The sequence below is a fragment of the Pseudonocardia sp. TRM90224 genome (genome assembly GCF_021245725.1).
In the GTDB taxonomy this organism is placed as follows: Bacteria; Actinomycetota; Actinomycetes; order Mycobacteriales; family Pseudonocardiaceae; genus Pseudonocardia.
Genome location: NZ_JAJGSX010000060.1, coordinates 1 through 23,125, shown reverse-complemented (window position 1 = coordinate 23,125; position 23,125 = coordinate 1). Strand labels below are relative to the sequence as shown.

27 protein-coding genes and 1 tRNA gene are annotated in these 23,125 nt (G+C 69.8%); 14 read left to right on the top strand and 14 right to left on the bottom strand.

The window, feature by feature from the left end:
* Window positions 1-44: 44 nt before the first annotated feature.
* The 3 genes from LL648_RS40275 to hisD all read right to left on the bottom strand — a co-directional run bounded on the left by LL648_RS40275 (window position 45) and on the right by hisD (window position 3,662).
* Complete coding sequence (locus LL648_RS40275) at window positions 45-914, bottom strand: carbohydrate ABC transporter permease (protein WP_232668239.1); 870 nt, start codon at window positions 912-914, stop codon at window positions 45-47.
* A 61-nt stretch (window positions 915-975) separates the two neighbouring features.
* Entirely contained in the window at window positions 976-2,292 is a 1,317-nt protein-coding gene (locus LL648_RS40270) for an ABC transporter substrate-binding protein (RefSeq protein WP_232668238.1), read from the bottom strand.
* Window positions 2,293-2,348: 56 nt separating this feature from the next.
* Entirely contained in the window at window positions 2,349-3,662 is a 1,314-nt protein-coding gene (gene hisD / locus LL648_RS40265) for a histidinol dehydrogenase (protein ID WP_232668237.1), read from the bottom strand.
* A gap of 84 nt (window positions 3,663-3,746) precedes the next feature.
* Between hisD and LL648_RS40260 the strand changes: the two genes are divergently transcribed.
* The 4 genes from LL648_RS40260 to LL648_RS40245 all read left to right on the top strand — a co-directional run bounded on the left by LL648_RS40260 (window position 3,747) and on the right by LL648_RS40245 (window position 6,372).
* A complete protein-coding gene (locus LL648_RS40260) occupies window positions 3,747-4,052 on the top strand; it encodes a hypothetical protein (protein ID WP_232668236.1) in 306 nt (101 codons plus the stop codon).
* 76 nt (window positions 4,053-4,128) lie between these two features.
* Window positions 4,129-4,246 (top strand) — tRNA-OTHER (locus LL648_RS40255).
* Window positions 4,247-4,317: 71 nt separating this feature from the next.
* A complete protein-coding gene (locus LL648_RS40250; protein ID WP_232668235.1) occupies window positions 4,318-5,157 on the top strand; it encodes an endonuclease/exonuclease/phosphatase family protein in 840 nt (279 codons plus the stop codon).
* 381 nt (window positions 5,158-5,538) lie between these two features.
* A complete protein-coding gene (locus LL648_RS40245) occupies window positions 5,539-6,372 on the top strand; it encodes an SAM-dependent methyltransferase (RefSeq protein ID WP_308190454.1) in 834 nt (277 codons plus the stop codon).
* Window positions 6,373-6,382: 10 nt separating this feature from the next.
* Here the strand turns inward: LL648_RS40245 and LL648_RS40240 are convergent, their stop codons facing one another.
* Window positions 6,383-7,285 (bottom strand): class I SAM-dependent methyltransferase, encoded by a 903-nt coding sequence (locus LL648_RS40240; protein WP_232668233.1) that lies wholly within the window; start codon window positions 7,283-7,285, stop codon window positions 6,383-6,385.
* A gap of 65 nt (window positions 7,286-7,350) precedes the next feature.
* On the bottom strand, window positions 7,351-8,052 hold the full coding sequence (locus tag LL648_RS40235; protein ID WP_232668232.1) for an SDR family NAD(P)-dependent oxidoreductase: 702 nt from the start codon (window positions 8,050-8,052) through the stop codon (window positions 7,351-7,353).
* 113 nt (window positions 8,053-8,165) lie between these two features.
* Between LL648_RS40235 and LL648_RS40230 the strand changes: the two genes are divergently transcribed.
* The gene (locus tag LL648_RS40230; protein WP_232668231.1) at window positions 8,166-9,008 is read left to right on the top strand and encodes a LysR family transcriptional regulator; all 843 of its coding nucleotides are present in this window, start codon (window positions 8,166-8,168) and stop codon (window positions 9,006-9,008) included.
* 30 nt (window positions 9,009-9,038) lie between these two features.
* Here the strand turns inward: LL648_RS40230 and LL648_RS40225 are convergent, their stop codons facing one another.
* Together LL648_RS40225 and LL648_RS40220 are read right to left on the bottom strand one after the other, a co-directional pair.
* Window positions 9,039-9,575 carry a hypothetical protein gene (locus LL648_RS40225; RefSeq protein WP_232668230.1) on the bottom strand — a complete coding sequence of 179 codons (537 nt, stop codon included), beginning with the start codon at window positions 9,573-9,575 and terminating at the stop codon, window positions 9,039-9,041.
* Window positions 9,576-9,607: 32 nt separating this feature from the next.
* Entirely contained in the window at window positions 9,608-10,048 is a 441-nt protein-coding gene (locus tag LL648_RS40220; RefSeq protein WP_232668229.1) for a winged helix-turn-helix transcriptional regulator, read from the bottom strand.
* Window positions 10,049-10,140: 92 nt separating this feature from the next.
* On the opposite strand from LL648_RS40220, the gene LL648_RS40215 reads away from it, so the two are divergent.
* On the top strand, window positions 10,141-11,523 hold the full coding sequence (locus LL648_RS40215; RefSeq protein WP_232668228.1) for an MFS transporter: 1,383 nt from the start codon (window positions 10,141-10,143) through the stop codon (window positions 11,521-11,523).
* A 106-nt stretch (window positions 11,524-11,629) separates the two neighbouring features.
* Here LL648_RS40215 and LL648_RS40210 read toward each other — a convergent pair whose 3' ends face one another.
* The 3 genes from LL648_RS40210 to LL648_RS40200 form a co-directional block, all read right to left on the bottom strand.
* Complete coding sequence (locus tag LL648_RS40210; RefSeq protein ID WP_232668227.1) at window positions 11,630-11,959, bottom strand: histone-like nucleoid-structuring protein Lsr2; 330 nt, start codon at window positions 11,957-11,959, stop codon at window positions 11,630-11,632.
* A 174-nt stretch (window positions 11,960-12,133) separates the two neighbouring features.
* Window positions 12,134-12,820, bottom strand: coding sequence for a class I SAM-dependent methyltransferase (locus tag LL648_RS40205; protein WP_232668226.1), 687 nt, complete (start codon window positions 12,818-12,820; stop codon window positions 12,134-12,136).
* On the bottom strand, window positions 12,817-14,034 hold the full coding sequence (locus tag LL648_RS40200) for a 3,4-dihydroxy-2-butanone-4-phosphate synthase (protein WP_232668225.1): 1,218 nt from the start codon (window positions 14,032-14,034) through the stop codon (window positions 12,817-12,819). Before LL648_RS40200 ends, LL648_RS40205 begins: the two co-directional genes overlap by 4 nt.
* Window positions 14,035-14,345: 311 nt before the next feature.
* Here LL648_RS40200 and LL648_RS40195 point away from each other — a divergent pair, with 311 nt between their 5' ends.
* The 3 genes from LL648_RS40195 (at window position 14,346) to LL648_RS40185 (ending at window position 16,420) form a co-directional block, all read left to right on the top strand.
* Window positions 14,346-14,846 carry an anthrone oxygenase family protein gene (locus tag LL648_RS40195; protein ID WP_232668224.1) on the top strand — a complete coding sequence of 167 codons (501 nt, stop codon included), beginning with the start codon at window positions 14,346-14,348 and terminating at the stop codon, window positions 14,844-14,846.
* A 49-nt stretch (window positions 14,847-14,895) separates the two neighbouring features.
* A complete protein-coding gene (locus tag LL648_RS40190; protein WP_232668223.1) occupies window positions 14,896-15,267 on the top strand; it encodes a hypothetical protein in 372 nt (123 codons plus the stop codon).
* A 133-nt stretch (window positions 15,268-15,400) separates the two neighbouring features.
* Window positions 15,401-16,420 carry an AraC family transcriptional regulator gene (locus tag LL648_RS40185; RefSeq protein WP_232668222.1) on the top strand — a complete coding sequence of 340 codons (1,020 nt, stop codon included), beginning with the start codon at window positions 15,401-15,403 and terminating at the stop codon, window positions 16,418-16,420.
* Between the two features lie 16 nt (window positions 16,421-16,436).
* On the opposite strand, the gene LL648_RS40180 is transcribed toward LL648_RS40185, so the two are convergent.
* On the bottom strand, window positions 16,437-16,775 hold the full coding sequence (locus LL648_RS40180) for an SbtR family transcriptional regulator (protein WP_374112183.1): 339 nt from the start codon (window positions 16,773-16,775) through the stop codon (window positions 16,437-16,439).
* Between the two features lie 21 nt (window positions 16,776-16,796).
* Between LL648_RS40180 and LL648_RS40175 the strand changes: the two genes are divergently transcribed.
* The 5 genes from LL648_RS40175 to LL648_RS40155 are packed head-to-tail and all read left to right on the top strand — an operon-like array spanning window position 16,797 to window position 20,499.
* Window positions 16,797-17,129, top strand: coding sequence for a zinc-binding dehydrogenase (locus LL648_RS40175; protein ID WP_232668220.1), 333 nt, complete (start codon window positions 16,797-16,799; stop codon window positions 17,127-17,129).
* A 57-nt stretch (window positions 17,130-17,186) separates the two neighbouring features.
* On the top strand, window positions 17,187-17,789 hold the full coding sequence (locus LL648_RS40170; RefSeq protein ID WP_232668219.1) for a TetR/AcrR family transcriptional regulator: 603 nt from the start codon (window positions 17,187-17,189) through the stop codon (window positions 17,787-17,789).
* Window positions 17,789-18,451: a VC0807 family protein gene (locus LL648_RS40165; protein WP_232668253.1), complete on the top strand. Its 663-nt coding sequence runs from the start codon at window positions 17,789-17,791 to the stop codon at window positions 18,449-18,451. Before LL648_RS40170 ends, LL648_RS40165 begins: the two co-directional genes overlap by 1 nt.
* Window positions 18,444-19,847, top strand: a complete 1,404-nt coding sequence (locus LL648_RS40160) for an FAD-dependent oxidoreductase (protein WP_232668218.1) — start codon at window positions 18,444-18,446, stop codon at window positions 19,845-19,847. Before LL648_RS40165 ends, LL648_RS40160 begins: the two co-directional genes overlap by 8 nt.
* A gap of 19 nt (window positions 19,848-19,866) precedes the next feature.
* Complete coding sequence (locus tag LL648_RS40155; protein WP_232668217.1) at window positions 19,867-20,499, top strand: FMN-binding negative transcriptional regulator; 633 nt, start codon at window positions 19,867-19,869, stop codon at window positions 20,497-20,499.
* On the opposite strand, the gene LL648_RS40150 is transcribed toward LL648_RS40155, so the two are convergent.
* The 3 genes from LL648_RS40150 to LL648_RS40140 all read right to left on the bottom strand — a co-directional run bounded on the left by LL648_RS40150 (window position 20,489) and on the right by LL648_RS40140 (window position 22,774).
* A complete protein-coding gene (locus LL648_RS40150; RefSeq protein WP_232668216.1) occupies window positions 20,489-21,070 on the bottom strand; it encodes a hypothetical protein in 582 nt (193 codons plus the stop codon). The genes LL648_RS40155 and LL648_RS40150 overlap by 11 nt on opposite strands.
* Window positions 21,060-21,635 (bottom strand): NADPH-dependent FMN reductase, encoded by a 576-nt coding sequence (locus tag LL648_RS40145; protein WP_232668215.1) that lies wholly within the window; start codon window positions 21,633-21,635, stop codon window positions 21,060-21,062. The genes LL648_RS40150 and LL648_RS40145 overlap by 11 nt, the downstream gene beginning before the upstream one ends.
* 407 nt (window positions 21,636-22,042) lie before the next feature.
* On the bottom strand, window positions 22,043-22,774 hold the full coding sequence (locus tag LL648_RS40140; protein ID WP_232668214.1) for a hypothetical protein: 732 nt from the start codon (window positions 22,772-22,774) through the stop codon (window positions 22,043-22,045).
* Window positions 22,775-23,125: the final 351 nt, after the last annotated feature.

The window sequence follows — 23,125 nt, the reverse complement described above, 5'->3', positions numbered from 1 at the left end:
GGTGCCGGGCGTGGTCACAACGGGTGTGCGCTCCAACGTCGCGCTCATGCGTGCCTCGCTTCCCGGGCGATCCCGCGGATGAAGGGGTAGAGCATCACGGCGATGATCGCGATCAGCAGCACGTTCACGGCGCTGCCCAGCCCGAGCTGCTGGCCGCCGTCCTGGAACGCCACGTTGAACACGTAGAGCATCACCGACTCGTTGCCGAGCTGCACCGCCTGCGGCGAGAGCGCCACCAGCTGGTCGAACGTGCGCAGCACGTCCATGATCGAGATGATCGCGACGAAGCCCAGCACGCCGCGCACGCTCGGGATGATCACGTGCCAGTGCACCCGCCACGTCGGCGCGCCGTCGATCCGGGCCGCCTCCAGGATCTCCTCGGGCACCGACTGCAGCCCGGCGAGGATCACCAGCATCGCGAACGGGATCATGAACCACAGCGTGTTCAGCGCGACCATCACCCGGTTCGGCCAGGCGTCGGCGAACCAGAGGATGTCGGTGCCGAGCACGGAGGAGATCGCGTAGTTGAGCACGCCGCCGAAGTTGGAGTTGAACAGCCACGAGAACATCGCGCCGCCGACGACGTGCGGCACGACGTAGGAGACGAGCAGGACGCCCAGCACGAACGGCTTGCTGCGGCCGAGGCTGTTGACCAGCACCGCGAGCAGATAGCCGAAGATGATCAGCGCGATCACCACCACGACCGTCAGCTGGACGGTGAACAGCACCGCCTGGCCGAACCGCGGGTCGGCGAGCGCGGTGGCGTAGTTGGCGAAACCGACGTATTCACCGGCCTCGCCGTAGTTCACGCGCTGCAGGCTCCAGACGATCGTCTGGTAGAGCGGCAACACCAGCAAGCCGGCCATCACCAGCACGCTCGGGGTCACGAATCCGAGGAACTCGCGTCGACGCACGAGGGTCCACCTCCTGCCGGCCGGTGCTGCCGCCGGCTCCGGCGGCAGCACCGGCGATCGGTCACGGGTACTGCGCCAGCACCCCGTTGGCGAGCTGCTGCATCTTCGCCTGGCCCTCGGCGATCGGGGTCTTGCCCAGGATCACGTCGGCGACCACGGGACGGATCTCGTTGCTGATGCGCGACGTCCACGGGTACGGCTCGGCCGCGGGCGCCTTGCCGATGGACTCCAGCGCCGCGGCGGCGTACGGGCTGCTGTCGGCGGTCACCGAGCCCTCACGCGCCGGGTACGCGGCCGGGACGGCGGCCTTCGAGGACTCCGGCCCGACCGATGCCGCGATGAGGTTGAACAGCAGCTCGGGGTCGGCCTTCGTGTTGGCCGGGATCGACCAGCCGTCCACCGACAGCGTGTTGTACAGCGCCTCACCACCCGCGACGGACGGCGGCGCCGCGAAGGCCGTCTGCTGCGCGAACCGGTTGTTCTTGGCCTGGGTGAGGTCGCTCATCCGGCCCGAGAACATGATCGAGATCGCCGCGCTGCCGTTGTACATCTGCTGCTGCACTGCCGGCTGGTCGAACGTCGCCACCTGCGGGTCCATGAACGGCAGCAGCGAGCGCAGCTCCTCGAACGCCTGCGCGGCCTGCGGCTCGTCGAAGTTGGGCTGCTTGGTCTGCGCGTCGACGAAGTCCACGCCGAGCGAGCCGAGCGCCGAGTCGTAGGCGGTGATGATGTCGGAGCTGGCCAGCAGCGGCAGCGCGATCGGGTACTTGATCTGGCCGGCGGCCTGGATCTTGCCGGCGACGTCGCGCAGCTCGGCGAACGTCGTCGGCGGCTTCAGACCCAGCTGGTCGAAGACGTCCTTGCGGTAGGCCATGACGTACATCTGCGCCTGCATCGGCAGCGCGTAGAGCTTGCCGTCGTAGGTCATGACCTTGCGCATCGCAGGGCTGATCTGGTCGAGCCCGTACTGCGCCCCGTACTTCGCCACCAGGTCGTCCAGCGGCCGGATCTTGCCGTCGGCCGCCTGGGTGGGCACCACGAACCCGTAGTTCTCCAGGATGTCGTAGGTGCCGGTGGGGCCGGCGAGCGTGGCGGTGGTCTTCTGCACCTGCCCGGCGAAGTCGATCGGCTCGTGGTTGACCGTCAGGCCGTTCTTCGTGCAGCTCTTCACCATTGTGTTGGTGAAGGGGTCGACCGCGGACGAGTTGTAGGCCAGCACGTTCACGCTGACCGGCTGGGGCGGCGCCGGGAACTCGCAAGGCACCTGGGCGGCGGTCGCCTGCGGGGTGCGCGAACCTGCGCCGCAGGCTGGCAGCAGCAGGGTCGCTACGGTCGCGAGTGCGAGCGCTCCGGCCGTCCGGACTCGGGATCTGATCATGGTGGGGGCCATCCTCCGTTGGTGGCGTGACGCGTCTTGTTCATACGCATGCACAACTAGCTGGACACGGCGTCCAGCCGCAATTGCGCGCTGTCGCGGTGCCCGACGAGCCGCTCGAAGTCGGACACGGCAACCGTCGGTCGCGCCTGCGCGACCGTCGCCTCCCGAGTGGCCCGCTGGTAGGTCAGCTGCTTCAGGAACCCGGCCACCGAGAGCCCGCCGGTGAAGCGGGCGCCGCGCGCCGTCGGCAGCACGTGGTTCGTCCCGGACATTCCCTTGTCCGCGTAGACGACGGTGGACCACGGGCCGAGGAACAGCGAGCCGTAGTTGCGCAGCTCGCCGAGCCACCAGTCGAGGTCCTCGGCGATCACCTCGAGGTGCTCGGGCGCGAGCAGGTTCATGACCTGCGCGGCGACCTCGCGGGTCTCGGCGAGGTAGACCGAGCCGTGGTCGCGCCACGCCGCGCCGGCGATCTCTGCGGTGGCCAGCCCGGCGAGCTGCTTCTCGATCTCCAGCGGCACCTGCTCGGCCAGCCGCGGCGAGGTCGTCGCCAGGCTCGCAGGTGAGGTCGGGCCGTGCTCGGCCTGCGCGAGCAGGTCGGATGCGACCATCGCGGCGTCCGCCGTGTCGTCGGCGATGACGGCCACCTCCGACGGCCCGGCCAGCACGTCGATGCCCACGCGGCCGTACAGCTGCCGCTTCGCCTCGGCGACGTAGGCGTTGCCCGCTCCCACGATCATGTCCGCGGGTACCCCGTCGAGCAGGCCGAACGCCATCGCAGCCAGCGCCTGCACTCCCCCGACGGCGTACACCGACGTCGCACCCGACACGTGGGCGGCGTACAGCACCGCCGGGTGCGCCCTACCACCCGCCGACGGCGGGGTTGCGGCGACGACGCTGCCCACGCCCGCGACGTCGGCCACCCCGACGGTCATGAAAGCGCTGGCCAGCAGCGGGAACCGACCGGCAGGGAGGTAGGCGCCGACGTTCTCCACGGGGACGTAGCGCTGCCCGCACACGAGCCCGGGCAGCACCTCCTCCTCGAAGTCCTGCAACCGGGCGCGCTGCATCGCGGCGAAGCGGCGCGTGCGCTCCGCGCCGACGTCCAACGCCTCACGCAGCCCTGCGGGGAGCCCGTCGCCGGACCGGCGCAGCTCCTCCTCGGGCACCCGCAGGTCGCGCCCGGTGAACCCGTCGAGCTCGCGGGCGTAGTGCAGGACCGCGTCCATGCCGTCGCGCTCGATGCGGGAGAGCATCTCCGACACCGTCGCCGCGACGGCCGGATCACGCTCCGCGGGGCGGTCCGGGCCTGCCGGCTCCTTGACGACGTGCAGCCCGGCCCCGACCCGCTCCTTGTCCCCATCCGTCATGTGCATACGCATACACTAGGGTCGACGGCGTGCTTCAGCAAGACGGGCGTGTCGCGTCCGACGCTGAAGCCCGACAATCGTGGGATGCGACCCGAGGTGCGGGTCTTCACCGCTGACGGCCCCCTCCCGGACTGGGATGCCAGCGCGGAGGAGATCGAGAGACGGACGCTCCAGCTCCATGCGATCCCCAGGCCGGTGACCGAGGAAGAGGCACAGGCACTGGCCGCGTGCTTCGGGCCGGACGACTGCTACGGGGTGGCGTGGACGTTGCTGCACACGATCGAAACAGGGCCCAACCCGGTGCTGACGACCGAACCCGCCCCAGCGGCCAACGAATGGCACCACCGCCTCTGGCTGCGGGCGGTGGTCGGCGGGCTTCTTTCGGAATGAGCGCATAAATGCCGCGACCACGCTTTGCTCCGGCCGCTATCTTGCTGGCCGGGGATCGCGGTCCCGGTAGGTTGCGGGCGCTGTGGCAGAGCGGTCCATTGCACCGCTGCGGGGAAGACCCTCCCCGCAGTGGCTGGTGAGGTGGGGCGGGTCGTGCCCGGCCTCGTCCGCGGGTTCGAATCCCGTCGGCGCTCGCAACCGTTTCATCACCACCACCACCTTTTGTGCGGGTTCCCGCCGTCGCAGAGGTGGGAACCCCGAGGGCGTGGCTGCCCCCAGCGTGCGCGTTCTCACCTACAACCTGTTGACGATCGATTCGGCGCACGGCGCCGTCCGCCACCGCGTGGCGCGCGACCGGCTGCGGGCGCTGCGGCCGGACGTCGTCGCGCTGCAAGAGGTGTGCCGGCGCGCCGACCTCGACCAGGCGGCCGACCTGCTGGGACCGGAGTTCGACGTCGTCGACCTCCCAGGACGGGTCGCGGGTGTCGGCGAGTGCCTTGCCGTGCGATGGCCGGTGCGACAGGTCGCCCTTCTCGACGTGCCGCTGCCCGGCGGCGCCTGCGCGACCGCCGCGGCCGTCGAGATCGACGCCCCCGTCGGTCCGCTGCTGGCGGTGCACCACCGCGGCACCTTCGAGCTCGACGCCGAACACGTGCGGGAACGCCAGGCCGTCGCGACAGCGCGGTTCGTCGAGGAACTGGTCGGCGGGCGTAGGGACCTGCCGGTGGTGCTGCTCGGTGACCTGAACGCCGGGCCGGACGCTTCCAGCATCCGGTTCATCGAGGGTCGGCAGTCGCTCGACGGCATGAGCGTGCGGTACGAGAACGCCTGGACCGTCACGCACGGGGACGAGCCTGGCCACACGTTCACGCCGGCGAACCCGCTGGTCCGCGCGGGCCAGATGCCGCTGGAGCGGGGGCGGCGGATCGATCACGTGATGGTCCGCAGCGGCCCGCACGGACCGCTGCTCGATACCGCAGCGTGCGACCTGGTGTTCGACGGCCCGGTGGGCGCGGTGTGGGCCAGTGACCACTTCGGAGTGCTGGCCGAACTGCGACCGCCACCGCATCCGCCGGGGACGTGGTCCGAACCGACCGTGGAGTGAACGATCTCGCACCGGGTTCGCCCGCTGAAACGTGGGGCTCGCTGTGCCGGAACGCGCGAATCACCGCTCCGGAACGCGCGACTCACCGTGCCGGATGTGGCGACTCACCGTGTTGAAAGTGTCGACTCACCGTGCTGGAGGTGGCGACTCACCGTGCTGGAGGTGGCGACTCACCCGAGCGCCCCGACTCGCGCACGGTCTGGGCCCGACTCGCGCACCATGTGACCCCGACTCGCCGTGCCGAACCCGGGGTGACTGACCGCGGTGCGAACCTGGAAACGGCCCCATCTGCGACTTCACTGAGACGTTGAGCGGGCGACTCAGCGTGATCGGCTTGCACTAGGCTGCCGCGGTAGCACGTCGCGACTGGAGGCGAACCCGTTGAGCGAATCCGAACCCTGGCGAAGCGGTTTGTCGGACGACTCGGAGCTTCCACCCGAGATCGACATCACGATCCCCTCGGTGGCCAGGGCATATGACTACGCGCTGGGCGGCAAGAACCACTTTGCGGTGGACCGCATGGCCGCGGACGCCTCGAACGCGGTCTTCCCCGGCGCGCTCGACCTCGCACGGGACAACCGGAAGTTCCTCCGCCGCACCGTCCAGTACCTCGTGGCCGACGCCGGGATCACCCAGATCCTGGACGTGGGTTCCGGCCTGCCGACCGCCGGGAACGTGCACGAGGTCGCTCACAAGATCGATCCGTCCGTTCGTGTCGTTTATATCGACATCGACCCGATCGTGCTCGCACACGGCCGCGCGCTGCTCGCGAACAACAACACCACCGCAGTGATCATCGGGGACGCCGCGGATCCGAAATCCATCATGGAGGATCCGACCGTTCGCGACTTCATCGACCTCGACCGGCCGCTCGCCGTGCTCCTTTCGGGGATCCTGCACCACCTCTCCGACGAGCAGACCCCCACGCAGGTCGCGCACTACTTCTCCGAGCTGATGCCCTCGGGCAGCTACCTGATGGCCAGCAATTTCCTCGACGACGACGACCCCCTGGCGAAGGAAGCCGAGACGGCCATCGTCCGCAATTTCGGAACGGGCTGGTTCCGCAGCTGGACCGAGCAGGAATCGTATTTCGAGGGGCTGGAGCTCGTCGAACCCGGGCTGACCTACGCCAACGACTGGCGGCCCGATTCCAGCACCACCAAGAACAGCCCTTGGCACACGTACCTCGCCGGAGCCGTCGGCCGCAAACCCTGACCGGTACCCGCTATCGGTCGGTCAGCTGGAAGTGCCAGATGATCTCGACGGGCGCGCCGGCACTCACGGCCGCGGCGGCTTCCGGCACCAGCGGGGCCAGCGACCACGGCCAGACCTCCCACGGCCCGAGGTGCTGCGCCCGCGGCGCCTGGGGAGCCGCCGGGGACTCCGGCGCCCCGTCCCCGAGCGTCGGCTCGACGCATGCCCGTACCTGCAACCCCAGTGGTAGGGCAGCGCGCAGGTAGTCGCCGACAAGGTGACGGTGGCCGGGCAACCGACCCGGCCGCCCATCGGGTCCGCGCAGGGTCGGGTTGGCGCCGAGCGCAACACGCTCGGGGTGGAGATCGGAGATCACGAGGTGCCCACCCGGCTTCAGCACCCGTGCGAACTCCGCCATCGCGGGCCCTAGACCAGGCGCGTGCGTCAGCGCCAGCGCGCAGACCACGACGTCGGCCGTCGCGTCATCGACCGGGAGCTTGCCGAGGTCACCGAGCCGGAACTCACCGCCGGGGACGTTCGTGACGGCGCGGGCGAGCATGTCCGGCGAGCTGTCCACCCCGATCACGTGGTGGCCGCGCGCAGCGAGCAGCGCCGAGATCCGTCCTGTGCCGCAGGCGGCGTCGACCGCGACCCCGGCCGGCACCGCGTCGAGGATCTCGGCGATGACGGGCTCGTCGAAGTCGAACGCCGAGTTGCCGTCGTCGTAGGTCGCCGACCACACGTTGTAGCCGCCGACGATGTCCACCCGGTCGACCTCGACGGCCGTGCCCTCCAGCGACTCGTCGGCGAGCAGCGCGCGAACCTCCGCGATCCGGGCTTCGACGAACTCGCGGTCGCGCTCCCCGGTGAAGCCCCGAAGAAGCGCTACCCCCTCCAACCCGAGCAGGTAGGCGAGTGGGTTCTCGTAGATCATTCCGGCGACGCTAACGCCCCTCCCCCAGCCGGCGCGACCGGATTCCGCCGGCCCAGGCGCCGGGCTCAAGCGGCGATGAGGCGATCAGCGGATTCGCGAGCGGTGTAGAGGTCCCAGTAGACGCGAGCGATGTCGTCCGGCTCCTTGAAGGTGACGCCTTCCGGGGCACCCGGCGTGCCTGCGAGCCAGACGCCGATCGCGATGTGGCAGGCGTGCACACCTTTCCCGACCAACGCGCCGTTCAGCCCGAGGACCCAGTTGCGCAGGGCTGCGCCCGCCATTCCCGCACTGGCAAATCCGGCATTGGCGAACACCGGCGCCGGCGTGACCGCGGACGCGCCGGTCGTGTACAGCAGCGTTCCGCTGCCAGCGGCGAGCATTGCCGGCAGTACCGCGCGGGTCGCCACGATCGCGCCATTGCAGATGGTTTCCATCTGGGGCCGGAGATCGGCGGCGGTGACGTCGAGCGCGCCGGTGTTGCGGGCGTTCGCACCGGTCCCGGCTATCGGGGCGGAGTAGTGCAGCACGTCGATCCCGCCGAACCGTTCCGCAGCGCTGCTCAGAGCTGCGGACAGCGCGGGGTGATCGGTGACATCGGCGGGGAAGCCGGCTGCCCTCACACCGTCGGCGGCAAGCTTCTCGGTGATCTCATCGAGACGTTCCTGGGAACGGCCGATCAGCGCGACCTCGAAACCGTGACCGCCGAAGACCTTTCCGAGGGACGAGCCGAGCCGGGCCCCGGCGGCGACGAGTGCGATCGCGGACATTGTGAGCTCCTTCGGACGAGCAGCGGGGACGAGTTGCAGGGAGGTCCAAAGCTCATCAGCGGCGGGCGTGATGCGTCCAAGACCAACCTGGCCCTGATCGATAATCTGCAGGAATGGATCGGTTGGAGACGCGGGAGCTGGCGTACTTCCAGGCGGTGGCCGACGAACTGCATTTCGGCCGGGCCGCGGCCCGGATGGGCATCGCGCAGCCCGCGCTGTCCAAGGCGATCCGACAGCTGGAGCGCCGGCTGGGAGTCACCCTGTTCGAGCGGACCAGCCGGGCGGTTGCGCTGACCGAGGCCGGCCGGGTCCTCGCCCGCGAGGCACGCGTGGCGTTGGACGCGGTGTCGGCCGCCGCGTTGCGCACCCAGCGGGCCGGAACCGGCGACCCGCGCCTGGTACTGGCCATGAAACCCGGCGGCGACGCCGGCCTGTTCCCGGCCGTGCTCGCCGCGTACGAGCGCGAGCCCGACGTGTTGCCGCTCGAAGTGGTCTTCGACGCCGACAGCGCTCGCCTCCTGCGCGAAGGTCACGCGGACGCGGCGCTGCTGTACTCGCCGCCCGACGAGCTGCGCGGTCTGGACGCCGAGACGTTGCTGACCGAAGCGGCGGTGGCGGTGCTGCCTGCCGCCCACCCGCTCGCAGGACGGACGAGCCTGCAGATGGCCGATCTGGCCGGCGAGACCCTGCACCGCAAGCCGGCCGAACCCCGGACGATGACGAGCATCAGCGAACTGATGCACCTGATCGCCCTGGGACGCAAGGTCGCCGTGCTACCCCGGCTGCTTACGACGCCGTTGCGCGATGATCTGACAACGGTGCCGATGGCGGACGTCCAGCCGATCAGCCTGCTGCTCGCCTGGCCGGCGCACAGCACCTCCCCGTCGGTCGCGGCGCTGGCCAGAGCCGCCGCGGCCGCCGCCCACCCGGCCCGGACGTCGTGGCAGCCGGGGTGATCCACACGTCAGCCCCGGATCAGCCCAGGATCAGCCCCGCACCCGGGTCGCCCGCATCTCCTCTTCCAGCTGCCACGTCGCTCCCCCGTCGCGGGAGATCTCCCCGCGCCAGGTGAAGCTGTCTTCGGCGATGTCGGTGAAGCTCCAGCGCAGCTGCGGTTCGTCCTCGTCGGACAGGAGCTGGATCCCGCTGTCGACGGGCCGGCCGATGAATCGGCGGACCCGTCCGTTGACCGGCTCGACCCAGGTGGAGCGCCACGCGCCGATGGCGGGATCGTAGAACCGGATGGTGGAGCCGTGGAACGCCATCGGCGGTACACCCGCTCCCTCTTCGCCGCGACCCGGGACGATCCACACGTCCTGCACGGCGCGCCCGCCCAGCACCCACCCGAAGTGCAGCTCGCCGTGCACCGTGGCGGGCTGCCCGTCGGTGTCGGTGCCGGCCCAGACGAGGTCCCAGGAGCCGACGAACCGCCCGAACAGCATGAGCTCCGCGGCGTGTTCACCTGCCGGGCCGGATTCGTGCAACGCCTCCGCGAGACCCGGGAGGGTCGTGTTGGTGGTCATGGTGATCAAGCCTCCATCGTGAGTGGTGCTGGTCAGTGGGGCTCCAGCGTCAGCTGTCCGAGTCCGAGCGCGTCCCCGCAGGCCGTGCAGTGCACTTCGGCCACGAACTCATGTCCGCATGTGTGGTCGAACCGCACGGGATCCGTGCCGTTCCTGACGTGTTCGTGGCCCCATCGTTTGAGGGTGAGCAGTACCGGTGACAGCGCCCGACCCCGGTCGGTGAGTCGGTACTCGTAGCGCGGCGGTCGCTCGCTGTACTGCACGCGGGAGATCACGCCGTGTTCGACGAGCTTGCGCAGCCTCGTGGCGAGTATGTCGCGCGGGCCGCCGGTGTTGCGCACGATCTCGGTGAACCGACGCTGGGCGTAGAAGAGCTCACGCACGACGAGCAGGCTCCACCGATCGCCGACGACGTCGAGCGCGTCGGCGATCGTGCAGTCCCTGGGGGTCGTCTCCGCGGGCGCTGTGGGCATGCTCACACCGTATCCACAGTGGGTTGTGTTTTCAAACTGACTACATGACCCTCCCATCAGTTGGATATTCCAACTCACTCTGGGAGGTGCATGTGACCCGCGGAAACGTCCCGGTCAGCGAGGTTCCGGCAGAGGCCGCCACCAAGGTGACGGCCCTGCTGTGCACGGCCGTGTTCATGACGATGCTGGACCTGTTCATCGTGAACGTGGCGTTCGAGTCGATCGGGGAGACCTTCTCGGACACGTCCCTCTCCGAGCTGAGCTGGGTCCTCAACGCCTACATCGTCGGCTATGCCGCCTGCCTCATCCCGGCCGGCCGGCTGGCCGACCGGTACGGCCGCAAGCGCGGGTTCCTCGTCGGTCTCGCGTTGTTCACCATCGCCAGCGTCGGCTGCGCGGTCGCACCCACACTGGGCGTCCTGATCGTCGCCCGCGTCGTCCAGGCGGTCGGCGCCGCCGTGCTCACCCCGGCCAGCCTCGGTCTGATCCTCAGCGTCCTGCCCGTGTCGCGTCGGGCCGGCGGCGTGCGGATCTGGGCCGTGAGCACGTCGTTCGCGGGGGCCCTCGGGCCAGTCATCGGGGGCCTGCTGGCCGAGGTCTCCTGGCGATGGGCGTTCCTGCTCAACCTGCCCATCGGCCTGATCGCGTTAGTGGTGGCCGTCCGCCTGCTGCCCGACGCCGCACCGGCTCCACGCACCCGCGTTCCCGACCCGCTCGGCGCGATCGCGATCGCGGTCGCCGTCGGCGCGGTGTCGCTGGGTCTCGTGAAGGCGAACGACTGGGGCTGGGCGTCACCCTGGACGTCGCTGACCGTCGTGATCGCCGCCGTCGCCGTGGCACTTCTCATCCACCGCATCCGGACGGACCCGGTGCCGGCCGTCCCGCCGCAGCTGTTCCGCGTGCCGAGCTTCACTCTCGCCAACATCACGGTCCTGATCTTCACCAGTGCCTTCAGCGCCGTCTTCCTGGGCGTGTCGTTGTGGCTGGAGAAAGCGGCCGATTGGGGTCCCCTCCAGGCCGGGCTGGCCCTGGTACCAGGCCCGTTGGCCGTGCCCCTCTTCGCGGCCCTCACCCAACGCTGGGCAAAAGGCGTGCAGGCGAGGTTCGTCATCGCCGTCGGCCTCGCAGTCTTCGGACTCGGCGCGCTGCTGCTGGCGACCCAAGGCGGAGCGCACCACCCCACCGCGATCCTGCCCGGCTGGATCATCATCGGCGCGGGGATCGGGATCGCCATGCCCACCCTCATCGGCACCGCCACCGCCGATCTCGAACCGGCGGACGCCGCCACGGGCACCGCGGTGGTCAACACCGCCCGCCAAGCGGGGTATGCCCTCGGGGTGGCCGGGCTCGTGGCGATCCTGGGGAGCCAGACCGTTTTGCACACCGGTGACGACTTCCGCGGCGGCTGGATCTTCGTCACCGGACTGGTGCTCGTCAGCGCGATGACCGCACTCGGGATCCGCCCGCGGCGATGACGACACGTCCCGCGTACGAACGAACGGCACTTTCGTCCACACCTATTGGACGAAAGTGCCGTTCGTTCACCGACCGCTCCGCTACAGGGCGTCGCGCGGTGTGCTCTCAGTGAGCCTTTTGGAACGCCTCCAGGATCTCCGAGGAGATCCGCCCACGCTCCGACACATTCAGGCCTTGACCTTTCGCCCATGCGCGGATCGCCTGGTTCTGCTCCCGGTCCGTCGCCGGGCGGGCGCTGACCGATCCTGTGCTGCGGCGCCCCCCGGTGCGGCGCGCAGCGGCCACGAACGGTGCCAGGAGTTCACGCAGGCGTGCGCTGTTCTTCTCGGAAAGGTCGATCGCATACTGTCGGCCGTCGATCGAGAAATCGACCTGGCCATCGGCGACGCCCCCGTCGAGGTCGTCCACCAATGTCACCGTCGTCTGGGTAGCCATGTCGTCTCGTCCTCACGTGATGATGGATGCTGCCGCCAAAGCGGGCGGTTGCGACGCGCTGCGCGCGGCGTGAATGGCTCAGACGATAGGACATCTCCCGCGCATTGTCGATCGCAACACCCGGATAGGGCAATCTGCAGCACGGAATCTTAAGACGCAGCCGGGCGGGTGACGTCAGGCACTCTTGGTCGCCGAGAAGACAAGCACGGGTGGTCTGCTCGTGTATGGCTCCAGCTCAGGTCGTTGAGACACCTGCGCCGCGGTCGGCGTCGGTTCGAGAAGCCGAACACCTTCGACTCCGGCGCCGTCCAGTGCGTCGAGAATGCTACTGATCTTCCGGTGGTACTTGACCACTTGAGAATCGAGCCAGGTCGGCAGCCGCTGCCCCTCGTCGGCGTAGTTCCCGACTCCGGACGTGAACGGATGTTCCATCGAAGCGACGATACGGCCGCCGGGGCGCAGCCAGCCCGCCAAGCGGGCCAGTACCGCATCCAGATCATCGATGTAGTGCAGGACCATGCCGGCGAGGATCAGATCGAAGGATCGGTCGGGAAAATCCAGGTCCTCGACGAACGCGTTGCGATACCGGATCCGCCGATCGGCAGTGCTCGTTCGCGCGAGTTCGAGCATCAACGCCGACGCGTCGACGCCCATCACCGAGGCCGCCCCCGCCGCAACGAGGTCCCGACCGCGGCCGCCGTCCCCGCACCCCAGATCCAGGACGTCCAGGCCGTCCACATCGGGGAGCAACCGGCGAACCGCGGGCTGCTCGAGGGCCGCGTTGATACCCGCTTCCCCGCTCCGCAGCTCCTGGTACGAGCGGAAGAAGGCCGGGTCGTCGTAGATGTTCTGCCTGCTCACAGCGCCGCCTTCAGGTCGCCGATCGAGATCATCGGCAGACCGTGCCGCAAGGAGAAGGATTCGACCTCGGCCACATCCGCCATCGTGCCGTCCGGATTCATGATCTCGCAGCACACCCCGACCGGCGGAAGCCCGGCGGCCGTGCACAACGCAACTGTTGCCTCCGTGTGCCCGCTCCGCTCCGACAGCAGACCCGGTCGCGCGGCGATCGGGGACACGTGCCCCGGGCGGAGGAAGTCCGTCGGCCGGGAATCCGGAAGGGCCAATCTGCGCACCGTGGCGGCCCGCTCGTGCGCCGAGACCCCGGTGCCGCTGTTCCCGGCATAGTCGACCGGGCTGCAGAACGCCGTACCGTGCCGATCGCCGTCGCCGGGGATCGCCGGAATGTCCAACCGCTCCAGGACCTCGGTGGCACATGGGACAGCGGGAAATCCACAGACCTGCGTGAGCAGGAACGTCATCGACTCCGGTTTGAAGGTGGCGCCGGCGTAGATCACGTCGCCTTCGCCTTCCGTGTCCGGGTCCCAAACCACGACAGCGCCGCCCGCAACCAGCCGCGCCAGCACCTTGTCGACGCCAGCCGCGCCCGTGACCTCGCCCGACCATGGGAGATTGGTCAGGACGCGGTTCACGTTGCGCCGTGCCGCCGAGTCGTACCCCATCCGGCCCACGACATCGCGTTCGATATTGACCCGCCGCCCGACCTCCAGGTCACCGAGGTTCGTGGCGCCGGCGGTGACCGGGAGCACGACGACGCTGAATCGATCGCGATGGACCTCGGCGATCGTCAGGCTCACGCCGTCGACGCAGATCGGGGATTTCGCGATCAATTCGTCGAGGATTCGCTGCGGCGGGCGGATCCAAACGCGGTGGCCGCCGTCGATCTCGGCGTCGATCCGCAGCACCTTGCCGACCCCGTCGACGTACCCTTGGACCAGATGCCCGTCCAGCCGGTCACCGACGCACAGCGGAAGTTCGAGGTGGACCGCCCGACCGGTGAAGTCCTCGTCGAAGGTCGACCTACGCCGAGTCTCATCGCTGAGTCCGGCACTGAATCTGACGGCATCGCTCTCGGCGATGGTGAATCGAACGCCGTTGATCGCGACCGAGCTGCCCGTTGAAAGGACTGCCCGGCCGAGCTCCTGGCGCACGATGATGCGATCGCGGTCGATCCGCTCGACAACGCCGACATGACTGATCCGTCCAGTGAACAAGGCAAACCCCTACTCGTTACCGAGCCCGCTCAGGACCGAACACACGGTCCGCGGGACGGGGTATGACCGTTCGGCCTCGGAATCCCACCGAGTCGCTCCACCAACAGCGGCAGAGCCGGCCGGCTGTCTCGGCCACGCCGTGGATTTGCACCACTGATCGGAGATTAGCCCAGCTCACCGCCCACGCCTACCCCTAGGAGGGTCCTAGGGCGCTTGAGACGCTCAGACATGCAACAGCGCGCCACAACCATGGCTTGTCTCGACCGATCGAGATGAACTTCACCCATGACAACTTCCGACGGAGGCCGGCGATGGACGCAGTAGGCACCGTCTCGCTGATCGTGGCGACGCTGACGATGGGGCTGGCCGCCGGCGCGTTCGTGCTGTTCTGGCACACGATCATGCCCGGCCTCGCCTCGACCGACGACCGGACGTTCGTCAGCGCGTTCCGGTCGATCGACAAGGCGATCATCAACCCGTGGTTCATGCTCTTCGGCTTCCTCGGCGCGCTGGTCTTCACACTCATCGCGGCCTTCACCCAGTTCGGCCGCCCCACCTTCCTGTGGACGGCGGTCGCGCTCGTGCTCTACGTGATCGTCGTCGTGATCACGATGGCGATCAACGTCCCGCTCAACAACGCGCTCGGAGCGGCGGGCCTGCCTGACGATCCCGCCGAACTCGCCGCGATCAGGAAGGCGTTCGACGAGGCCAGGTGGCGGGCGTGGAACCTCGTGCGCGTGGGCGCCAGCGTCGTCGCCTTCGCCTGCCTGACCTGGGCGTTGGTCGAGCACGGGCGCGCGGCAGTCAGTTGATGCAGATACCGCGGGCCAAGCCCCCGGCCGACCTTCCTGGAGCAATGCAATGCGAACGGCAACCCTCGTCGTCATCTGGATCGTCCGGATCGCCGGAACCGTGCAGATCCTGCTCGGCCTGTCGATCTGGATCGGAGTGGCCGGGCCGCTCTTCGCCTTCCACATCCCGATCGGTCTCACCATCGTGGGCTGCCTCTGGGTCCTCGCCGTCCTCAGTCTGGCCGCACGTGGGCGGCCAGCACCGGCCGTCTTCGCGTTCGTCTGGGGGCTCGCGCTCCCGGCGTTCGGCATGACGCAGGCCTCGATCCTCCCCGGCTCGCTGCACTGGATCGTCCAGGTCGCTCACCTGCTGATGGGGCTGATCGCGCTCGGGACGGCCGACTCGCTCGCGAAGCACGTACTCGAAGCCGGACGGCGCTGAGCGTCGACAACGACGCTTTGGCGGTTTGTTAGCGCTCACAACAGCCATAACGTCGTTGTCGACGGTCCACCCGCACCTGTCCTACCAGGCGCTATGCTCGCGACACCGCACCGCCGGATGTAAGGGGTCGCACTTGTCGCGGGCGCAGCCTGTCTTCGCCACCACCGATCCGGAGGGTGCGCGCGACCTGCTGAACGGCTACATGGCCCCCGGTTCCGTCACGTGGCAGCAGCGATCGCCGGGCCCCTACCGGCTGTCCCCGCTGCACGACCGGTCGGTGCCCGGATCCGACGTCAGCCTTCGGATGATCCAGGTCGAGGTCGGCGGCGAGCAGGAGATCCGTGCCGTCCAACCCGACCTGTACTCCGTGATCCTGCGCTCATCGGGTCGCTTCGAGAAGACGCTCGACAAGACGCGCGTTCCGATCCCGAACTCGCTGATCCTCCCCGGCCAGGAGGTGGCCGGGCGGTACTGGGCCGCGAGCATGGTCATCCTCAACATCGGCCGGCCGATGATGGACGCGGCAGCTCAAGCCAGATGGGGCCGCAACCTCGACGAGACGGGACCGTCGGGGCAATGGCTCATCCCGAGCCGTCCGGTGGTCGCGGGGTGGATGCGGCTGGTCAGGTCGCTCGGCAGCTACAGCGTCGGCGGTCTGCTCGAGAGCTCGCCGTTGGCTGCCGCCCATCTCGAGCAGCTCGTCGTCCAGGGCCTCCTCGACATCCATCTGAACGACGCCGGCCACAGAGCGCAACCGGAGCCGGCCCGCGTCAACAGCAACGCCTTCACCCGAGCCGTCGCGTACTGCATGGAGAACGCGGCGTCGCCGATCACGGTGATCGACATCGCGGCCGCGGCGTGCACCAGCGTCCGCACCATCCAGCGCGCCTTCCACGTCGAGGTCGGCATGTCTCCCATGGCGTACCTGACCCACCTCCGGCTCACCCGGGTGCGGCAGGAGTTGCAGCAGGTCCGCCACGAGCAGGCGAATGCGACGGTCACCGAGGTGGCGACGAAGTGGGGCTTCGCCCACCTCGGCCGGTTCAGCCGCGTCTACCGCTCGGCCTACGGGGAGTACCCGTCGGAGACGATCCGGCCAGGCCGTCTCCGGACCGGCCCCATCGACGTCGCCGCGGCGGCCGGGGCCGGCTGATCCGGCCCGAGCACCCTCAGGGAGCCGCTGGGGGCGGTTGTGGCAGCGGATGGGCGCCGGCCGGGCGCAGGCCGTCGAAGATGATGGCGAGGTAGCGCTGCCACAGCTCGGGGGAAGCGTCCGGCACGTAGCTGGTGACGTAGTTCGGTGCGCACATCAGCAGGATGACGTCGGTTCCGGTGATATCGGCCCGCACGGCGCCGTGCTCGCGGGCCCGGTCGACGAGCGTGTCGACGACCTGGAACATCGCCGCGCGGGACGCGGCCACCTCGGAGCTCAGCTGGCCGGCTTCCTGCAGGAACGACAGGTCGCGTTCCTGTCGCTGTTGTGCGGCGACCGTCAAGAACTCCAGCAGCGCCGCCCCGGCGTCCGCCTCGTGGAGCAGCTGCTCGCCGACGGCGTTGAGCGCGTTGATCCGGTCGAGGACGATCGCGGCGGGGTCGCCGCGGCAATCCGCCCAGGTGGACGGCTGCTCACCATCACCTACCCCGTCCCCGAGCAGGAGTGGATCGGCCGCGACGACGTGGCGTTGCGGTTCGTGCTCGATATGAACGGCACGTTCGGCGGGATGCGTGACGTCGGTGAGCTGGCCGACCGCGGCGAGCTGCGGGCGACCATCGGGCGCCGGTACGGCCTCGACGAGGGCCCGCAGGCCTGCATCGACTTCGTGCGCTCGCACACGACAGGCAAGCTCGTCGTCAAGATGTGACCGCGGCAACCGTCACTGCCGCTTGCTCCATTTGCTTGGGCGAGCTAATTTCTGCTCATGCAAGCAAGGACGTTCACCGAGACGGGCCGGCGCGCCCAGATCGTGACCGCGGCGATCGAGGTGATCGCGGAGGTCGGCTACGCGAAGGCCTCGTTCAGCCGGATCGCGAAGCACGCCGGCCTGTCGAGCACCGGCATGATCAGCTACCACTTCGCGGGCAAGGACGACCTGTTCTCGGCGTGCGTCGCCGAGATCGAGCAGGTCACGGGGGCGTTCATGCAGCCGCGCGTCGACGCGGCGCAGGGGCACGTCGCCCAGCTGCGCGCCTATGTCGAATCGAACGTCGCACTCGTCGGCGTGCACCCCGCGCCCGTCCGGGCGCTGATCGACATGATCAGGAACGCCGCTGCGCAGAGTCCCGCGGTCAGCGGGCGGCTCACGGTGTTCGAGGAGCACTTCCGCGCCGGGCAGGCAGCGGGCGCCTTCCGGCCCTTCGACGCGCGGGCGGTCGCGCTCGCCCTCACCGCCGGCCTCGACGCCGTCGTCGCGACCGCGGCGGCCGACGTCCCCGAGCCGGCCGAGCTCACCCGGCTCGGCCGCGAGCTCGCCGACCTGTTCGTGCGCGCCACCGCACCCGACCCCGATGGGACGTCCGCGTGATGATCGACAACAACACGCCTGCGCCCGACGCGGGCCTGCGCCGGGTGGTGCGCGCCAACGTGCGGAACCTCGTGTTCGAGGTGGTCGTGCCGATGGCGCTGTTCTACGGCCTGCGGGCCGCGGGCGTCGGCCAGTGGTGGGCGCTGATGGCCGGCGTGCTGGTGGCAGCGCCGTACGTGGTGTGGACGATCGTGCGCAACCGCAGGGTCGACCTCGTCGCGCTGGTCACGGTGAGCGTGCTGGTGCTGTCCGTCGTGCTCGGGCTGCTCTCGGACGATCCGCGCACGCTGGCGATCAGGGAGGGCTGGGTCGCCGCGCTCGGCGGCCTGATCGGCGCCTGGATGCTGGTGAGTGTCGTCGTGGGCCGGCCGGCGCAGTTGACGTTGGGCCGCACGATCGCGGAGGTCAAGCGCGGCGCGGAGGGCGCCGCCGCATGGGCGGCCCGCTGGGACACCGACGCCCGCTTCCGGCGCGGGCTGCGCATCGACACGGCGGTCTTCGGCGTTGTGCTGCTCGCCCACTCCGTGCTGCACGTCGTGCTCGTCTACACCCTGCCCATCGACCTCATCTCGCTGGTCACGACCGTGACGTGGCTGGCGACGCTCGCCTGCCTGATCACCTGGCACGTCTGGTACATCCGCAAGGAAGACCTCGATGCCTGACGTGCTCGTCGCCGGCGCCGGGCCGACCGGTCTGATGGCGGCGTTCGAGCTGGAACGGGCCGGTCTCGACGTGCTCGTGCTGGAACGGGACATCCGCGCGTCGGGCCAGTCGAAGGCACTGGCCCTGCAGCCCCGATCCGTCGAGCTGCTGGACGATCGCGGCCTGCTCCCCGCGATCGAGCCGCACGTGCTGGCAAGTCTGCCCGCCGGCCACTTCTCAGGCATCCCGATCGACTACACCGACCTGCCGACCCGCTTCCCCCACCAGCTCGGCGTCGAACAGGCGCACGTCGAGGCCGCGATCGAGGCGCGGCTGCGCGCACCGGTGCGGCGCGGGGCCGCCGTCACCGCGGTGGAGCAGGACAGCGAAGGTGTCACCGTCACCGCGGGCGGGCGCCGGCACCGGGCCGGTTGGCTCGTCGCGACCGACGGTGGGCACAGCACCGTCCGGACGCTGGTCGGTGCCGCGTTCCCCGGCACGACGGCACGGACGTCGCTGGTCGTCGCCGACGTCACGCTCGCCGCCAAGCCCGCCGGGCTCGCCGATGGATGGCGGCTCCCCTCCCCCGGGTCTGGCTTCCTGCTGCCGCTCACCGGGGGCCGCTACCGCACGGTCGTCGGCGGCGCTGTCGTCGGCGGCGCGGAGCAACTGGAACATGACCGCGGCGCACCCGTGACCGTCGGCGAGCTGCAGCGGGCGCTGGCCGCCGCGCACGGGCCGGGGATCGAGGTTGGCGAGGTGTTGTGGGCCTCGCGGTTCGGCGATGCCGCACGTCAGTTGGAGCGCTACCGCCACGGCCGGGTGCTGTTCGCGGGCGACGCCGCGCACATCCACCTCCCGATCGGCGGCCAGGGCCTCAACCTGGGCCTGCAGGACGCGGTGAACCTCGGGTGGAAGCTGGCGGCGCAGATCCGCGGGCACGCCCCGTCCGGGCTGCTCGACAGCTACCACGACGAGCGCCACCCCGTCGCCGCCCGCGTGTTGGTCAGCACCCGCGCGCAGGCTGTGCTCGGCATCCCCGACCCGGACGCCGCCGCGGTCAGGGAGATCATCACCGGGCTGCTCGCCGCGCCCGACGCCCGTCGAGCCGTCGCGATGGAGCTCTCGGGCATCGGGATCACCCATCCCGGCACCGCCGGCCGCGCCACCGACACGCCGGTCACCCCCGACGGCCGCGCCGTCCTCGTCGGCGCACCCCTGCCGGCGGGTTGGGCCGACCGCGTCGAGACCCGGGACGGCCCACGGCCGCAGCTCGTCCGCCCCGACGGCTTCCTGGCCTGGACGGGTGGACCGGGCCTGCAGGAGGCGCTGCACCGCTGGTTCGGCGCCCCGGCTGAGCGGCGGAAGCCGGGCGACATGGCGACGGCGACGGGTTACGTTCGCAATTCGAACTGACCCGAGAGCAGGCGCCGAGTTGCACGACGTACTGGACCCGTTCGACATCGCCCCGGCGGCGGCAGCGCTCGTCGCGGCGCACCCGCTCGCGACGCTGATCACCCCGCACGAGGGGAAGATCCACATTTCGCACCTGCCGCTGGTGCTTTCGACTCCTCCCGGCGAGCAGGCAGTGATCATCGGGCACCTCTCCCGCTCCAACCCGCACACCGCGGCGCTGGCCGCGGGCGTGCCGTCGACCGCGGTGTTCTCCGGCGAGCAGGCCTACCTGTCCTCCTCCTGGTACTCCACCCGGGACGTGGCTCCGACCTGGTGCTACATCGCCGTGCACCTGAACGGGCAGCCCGCCCTCTCCCCCGACGACGCGCACACGCTGCGGTGCGTCCAGGCGCTCGTCGAGCACGCCGAGCGCGGCCGCCCCGGCGAGTGGCGCATGGGTGAGCTCGGCGGTGCGGGGATCCGGCGGCGCGTCCCCAAGATCGTCGGATTCGAGATCCCGGTGGCCGCCGCCGAGCTGCGCTGGATGATGGGCGAGACCGAGCGACCCGCCGACCTCCTGACCGCGATCGAGCACCTCCGCGACCAGCCCGAGCTGGTCGTCGAGATCGCGGCGCGCAACGGGCTGCCGCTCGACCCGGACGTCAGGGAGTGACCCGAGCCGGCTCCGGGCTGTCCCAGCCGGAGGTGAACCAGTCGGTCTCACCGGTGGCGGGGTCGTAGGAGCGCCGCCTGATCCGGCTGATGTTGCCGCCGTAGACGTGGATCCCGATGGTGGGTTCGCTGCCGACGGCCGTGACGGAGTGGACGTCGTCGTCGGTGGTGCAGCAGACGTTCACCTGCCCCGGCACCCACCGCGTCTCGCCGGCGGGGGTCAACGGTGCGGGCGCCGCGGACGTCGTCGGCTTGAGGTACCGGGTCTCGAGCTCGGCTCCCGCGTAGATCCCGACAACCCCCCACGTCTCGTGGGAGTGGACGTTGGTCCGCTGATCGAGATCCCAGACCACCGAGGCGATCGACCAGCTGTCGTCCGGAGCGATGTGGAGCGGGTAGGTCATGGGACGTGCGGGCGACGGCCGCGTGAGCTCCGGCGGGAGCTGGTAGCCGTCGGCCAGCAACGCCGACATCAGCACTGCGACCCGCTCCGTGATCTCGTGCTCGTCGGCGGTGCCGCGCACGACGACTTCCACGTCGTCGACGAAGGCCTGCAGGCGGTCAGATTGCATGACGGTCTCCAATGCGAAGTGCCTTGAGCGCGGTGCCCCAGGCGACGACCTGGTCGAACAAGGTGGTGAGGGTGTCCTCGTGGCGAGCCGCCGGGTTGGGGGCCGTGAAGTTCTCGAAGTCGGTGTAGAGCGACAGCTCGACCTGGGCGCTGACGTGCGCCACCTGCAAGCAGCTCAGCACCGCCCGCAGCTGCTCGATGGCGCGGACGCCGCCGGCACTTCCGTATCCGACGAATCCGACCGCCTTGTTCGTCCATTCTGCGTAGAGGAAATCGATCGCGTTCTTCAACGCGCCCGGCGCCGAATGGTTGTACTCGGGTGTCACGAACACGTACGCGTCGAACGAGTCGATCTTCGCGGCCCAGCGGCGCGTATGCGGCTTCGTGTACTGACCGAGGATCGGCGGCATCGGCTCGTCCAGGTGCGGCAGCACGTACTCCGCCAGGTCCACCACCTCGAACCTGGCATCGTCCCGCTTCACAGCCAGGTCGTGGACCCAGCCGGCAACCGCCTCCCCGTTGCGCCCCGGTCGCGTGCTGCCGAGGACGATCGCCACGTCGATCATGACGCAGCTCCTCGAGTGCAACGCTCCAGCGAGATCGAAATATGCGGTCTGAGCTTGTTCATGACGCTCCTCGGCCACCTCAGCGCCGCCGTCCGACGCCTTCCCGAGAAGCATGGACGTGCTGCCGAACGAGGTCTAATGCCGATTTGTCGAGGCTCGCATTGATCCGGTCTATGCGTGCCAGGAAAGCCACTTTCCTGGCACCACAGGATAGGAAAGTGGCTGCCTGGTGAATCGCCGCAGCCCCTGGCTCGACGTTGCACACCGTGTGCAACGTCGACCCCCAGCCGGTCGCACGGACCGGCCGGGTCGCCTCATGGAACCCTGTGGTTGATCCACAGGGCTCCGTGACGACCGCACGGTTCCATGTGGCGCACGGCGCACGATCGGCCGCCTGCCCCCAGGCCCTACCGCGTCGGCGCCCCGGCTTCGGACCACGTGGCGGGCGGCGCTCCGAACGCGGCCTCCGCGGATCGGACGACGGCGCGGGCGGTCGCGATGTTGCCGACCGCCCCGATGACGACGCCGACGCCCAACGGCAGCGCCCTACCGAGCGCGAGCATCCCCTGCCGGACGATGTAGCGCTTGACGAACCAGCGGGTCAGCCCGTTGTTGAGCGCTCCGAGTCGCGCCAGCGGCAGGTGGTCGGTGACCTCCTGGGCCCAGTCGCGGGACCGGCCGGTGACCTTGCGCAGCACCGCCTGCCCGCCCGCGCCCACCACGACCCCGAGCACGAGCGCCCTGCGTCGTTCCGGCTCGTCCGTCGGGAGCGAGTGCACCTCGGCGACGGCGAGGGTGTAGAGAACCGCGGCGTCCAGCGCAGCGAATGCCTCCGCGCCGGCCGTTGCGAGCGAGGCGATCGTGCCGAGCGCCGGGAGGATCGCGATCGCCCCGCCGGCGCCACCCGTCACCGCCACCGCCACCTGGTACTGGCGTCCCAACCGGTCGATGACCTCGGCCGGGCCCATCTCCGGGTGCTTGCGGCGCACGGCCGCGACGTGCGCCGTGACCAGCGGATGTTGCAGGCGCAGGGCACGCTCGACCCCCGAGCGGAGCACCCAACCACCGACACCCCCCGGCGCCGCCTCATCGCTCTCGGCAGGGGTGCCGACCGCTTGCAGCTTCCCGTTCGTGGTCACACCCGAATTCCTACCCCGATTGCCCCCTCAGCGCAGCGCAGCACGCGCCGCATTCGGCGTCCCGGGTGAGTCGACACTTCCAGCACGGCGAGTCGACACCTCCAGCACGGCGAGTCCCACGTTCCGGCGGGCGAGTCCCACGTTCCGGCAGGCGAGTGCCGCGTTTCCGTCGGTGGGCGGGCCCGCCTTCGGCGCGACCGCACACATGTGGTGGCTTCGGCATATAGGTCACACCCTGTGTGCGGAGGCCATCCGGTGTGTGCCGCGCGAAGTCTGGGCTTCCCCCCTGAGCACGGACACCTCGTCTGAGGTGGCCTCGGCCACCAGCAAGGATGTCCTCGTGCCTGCTCC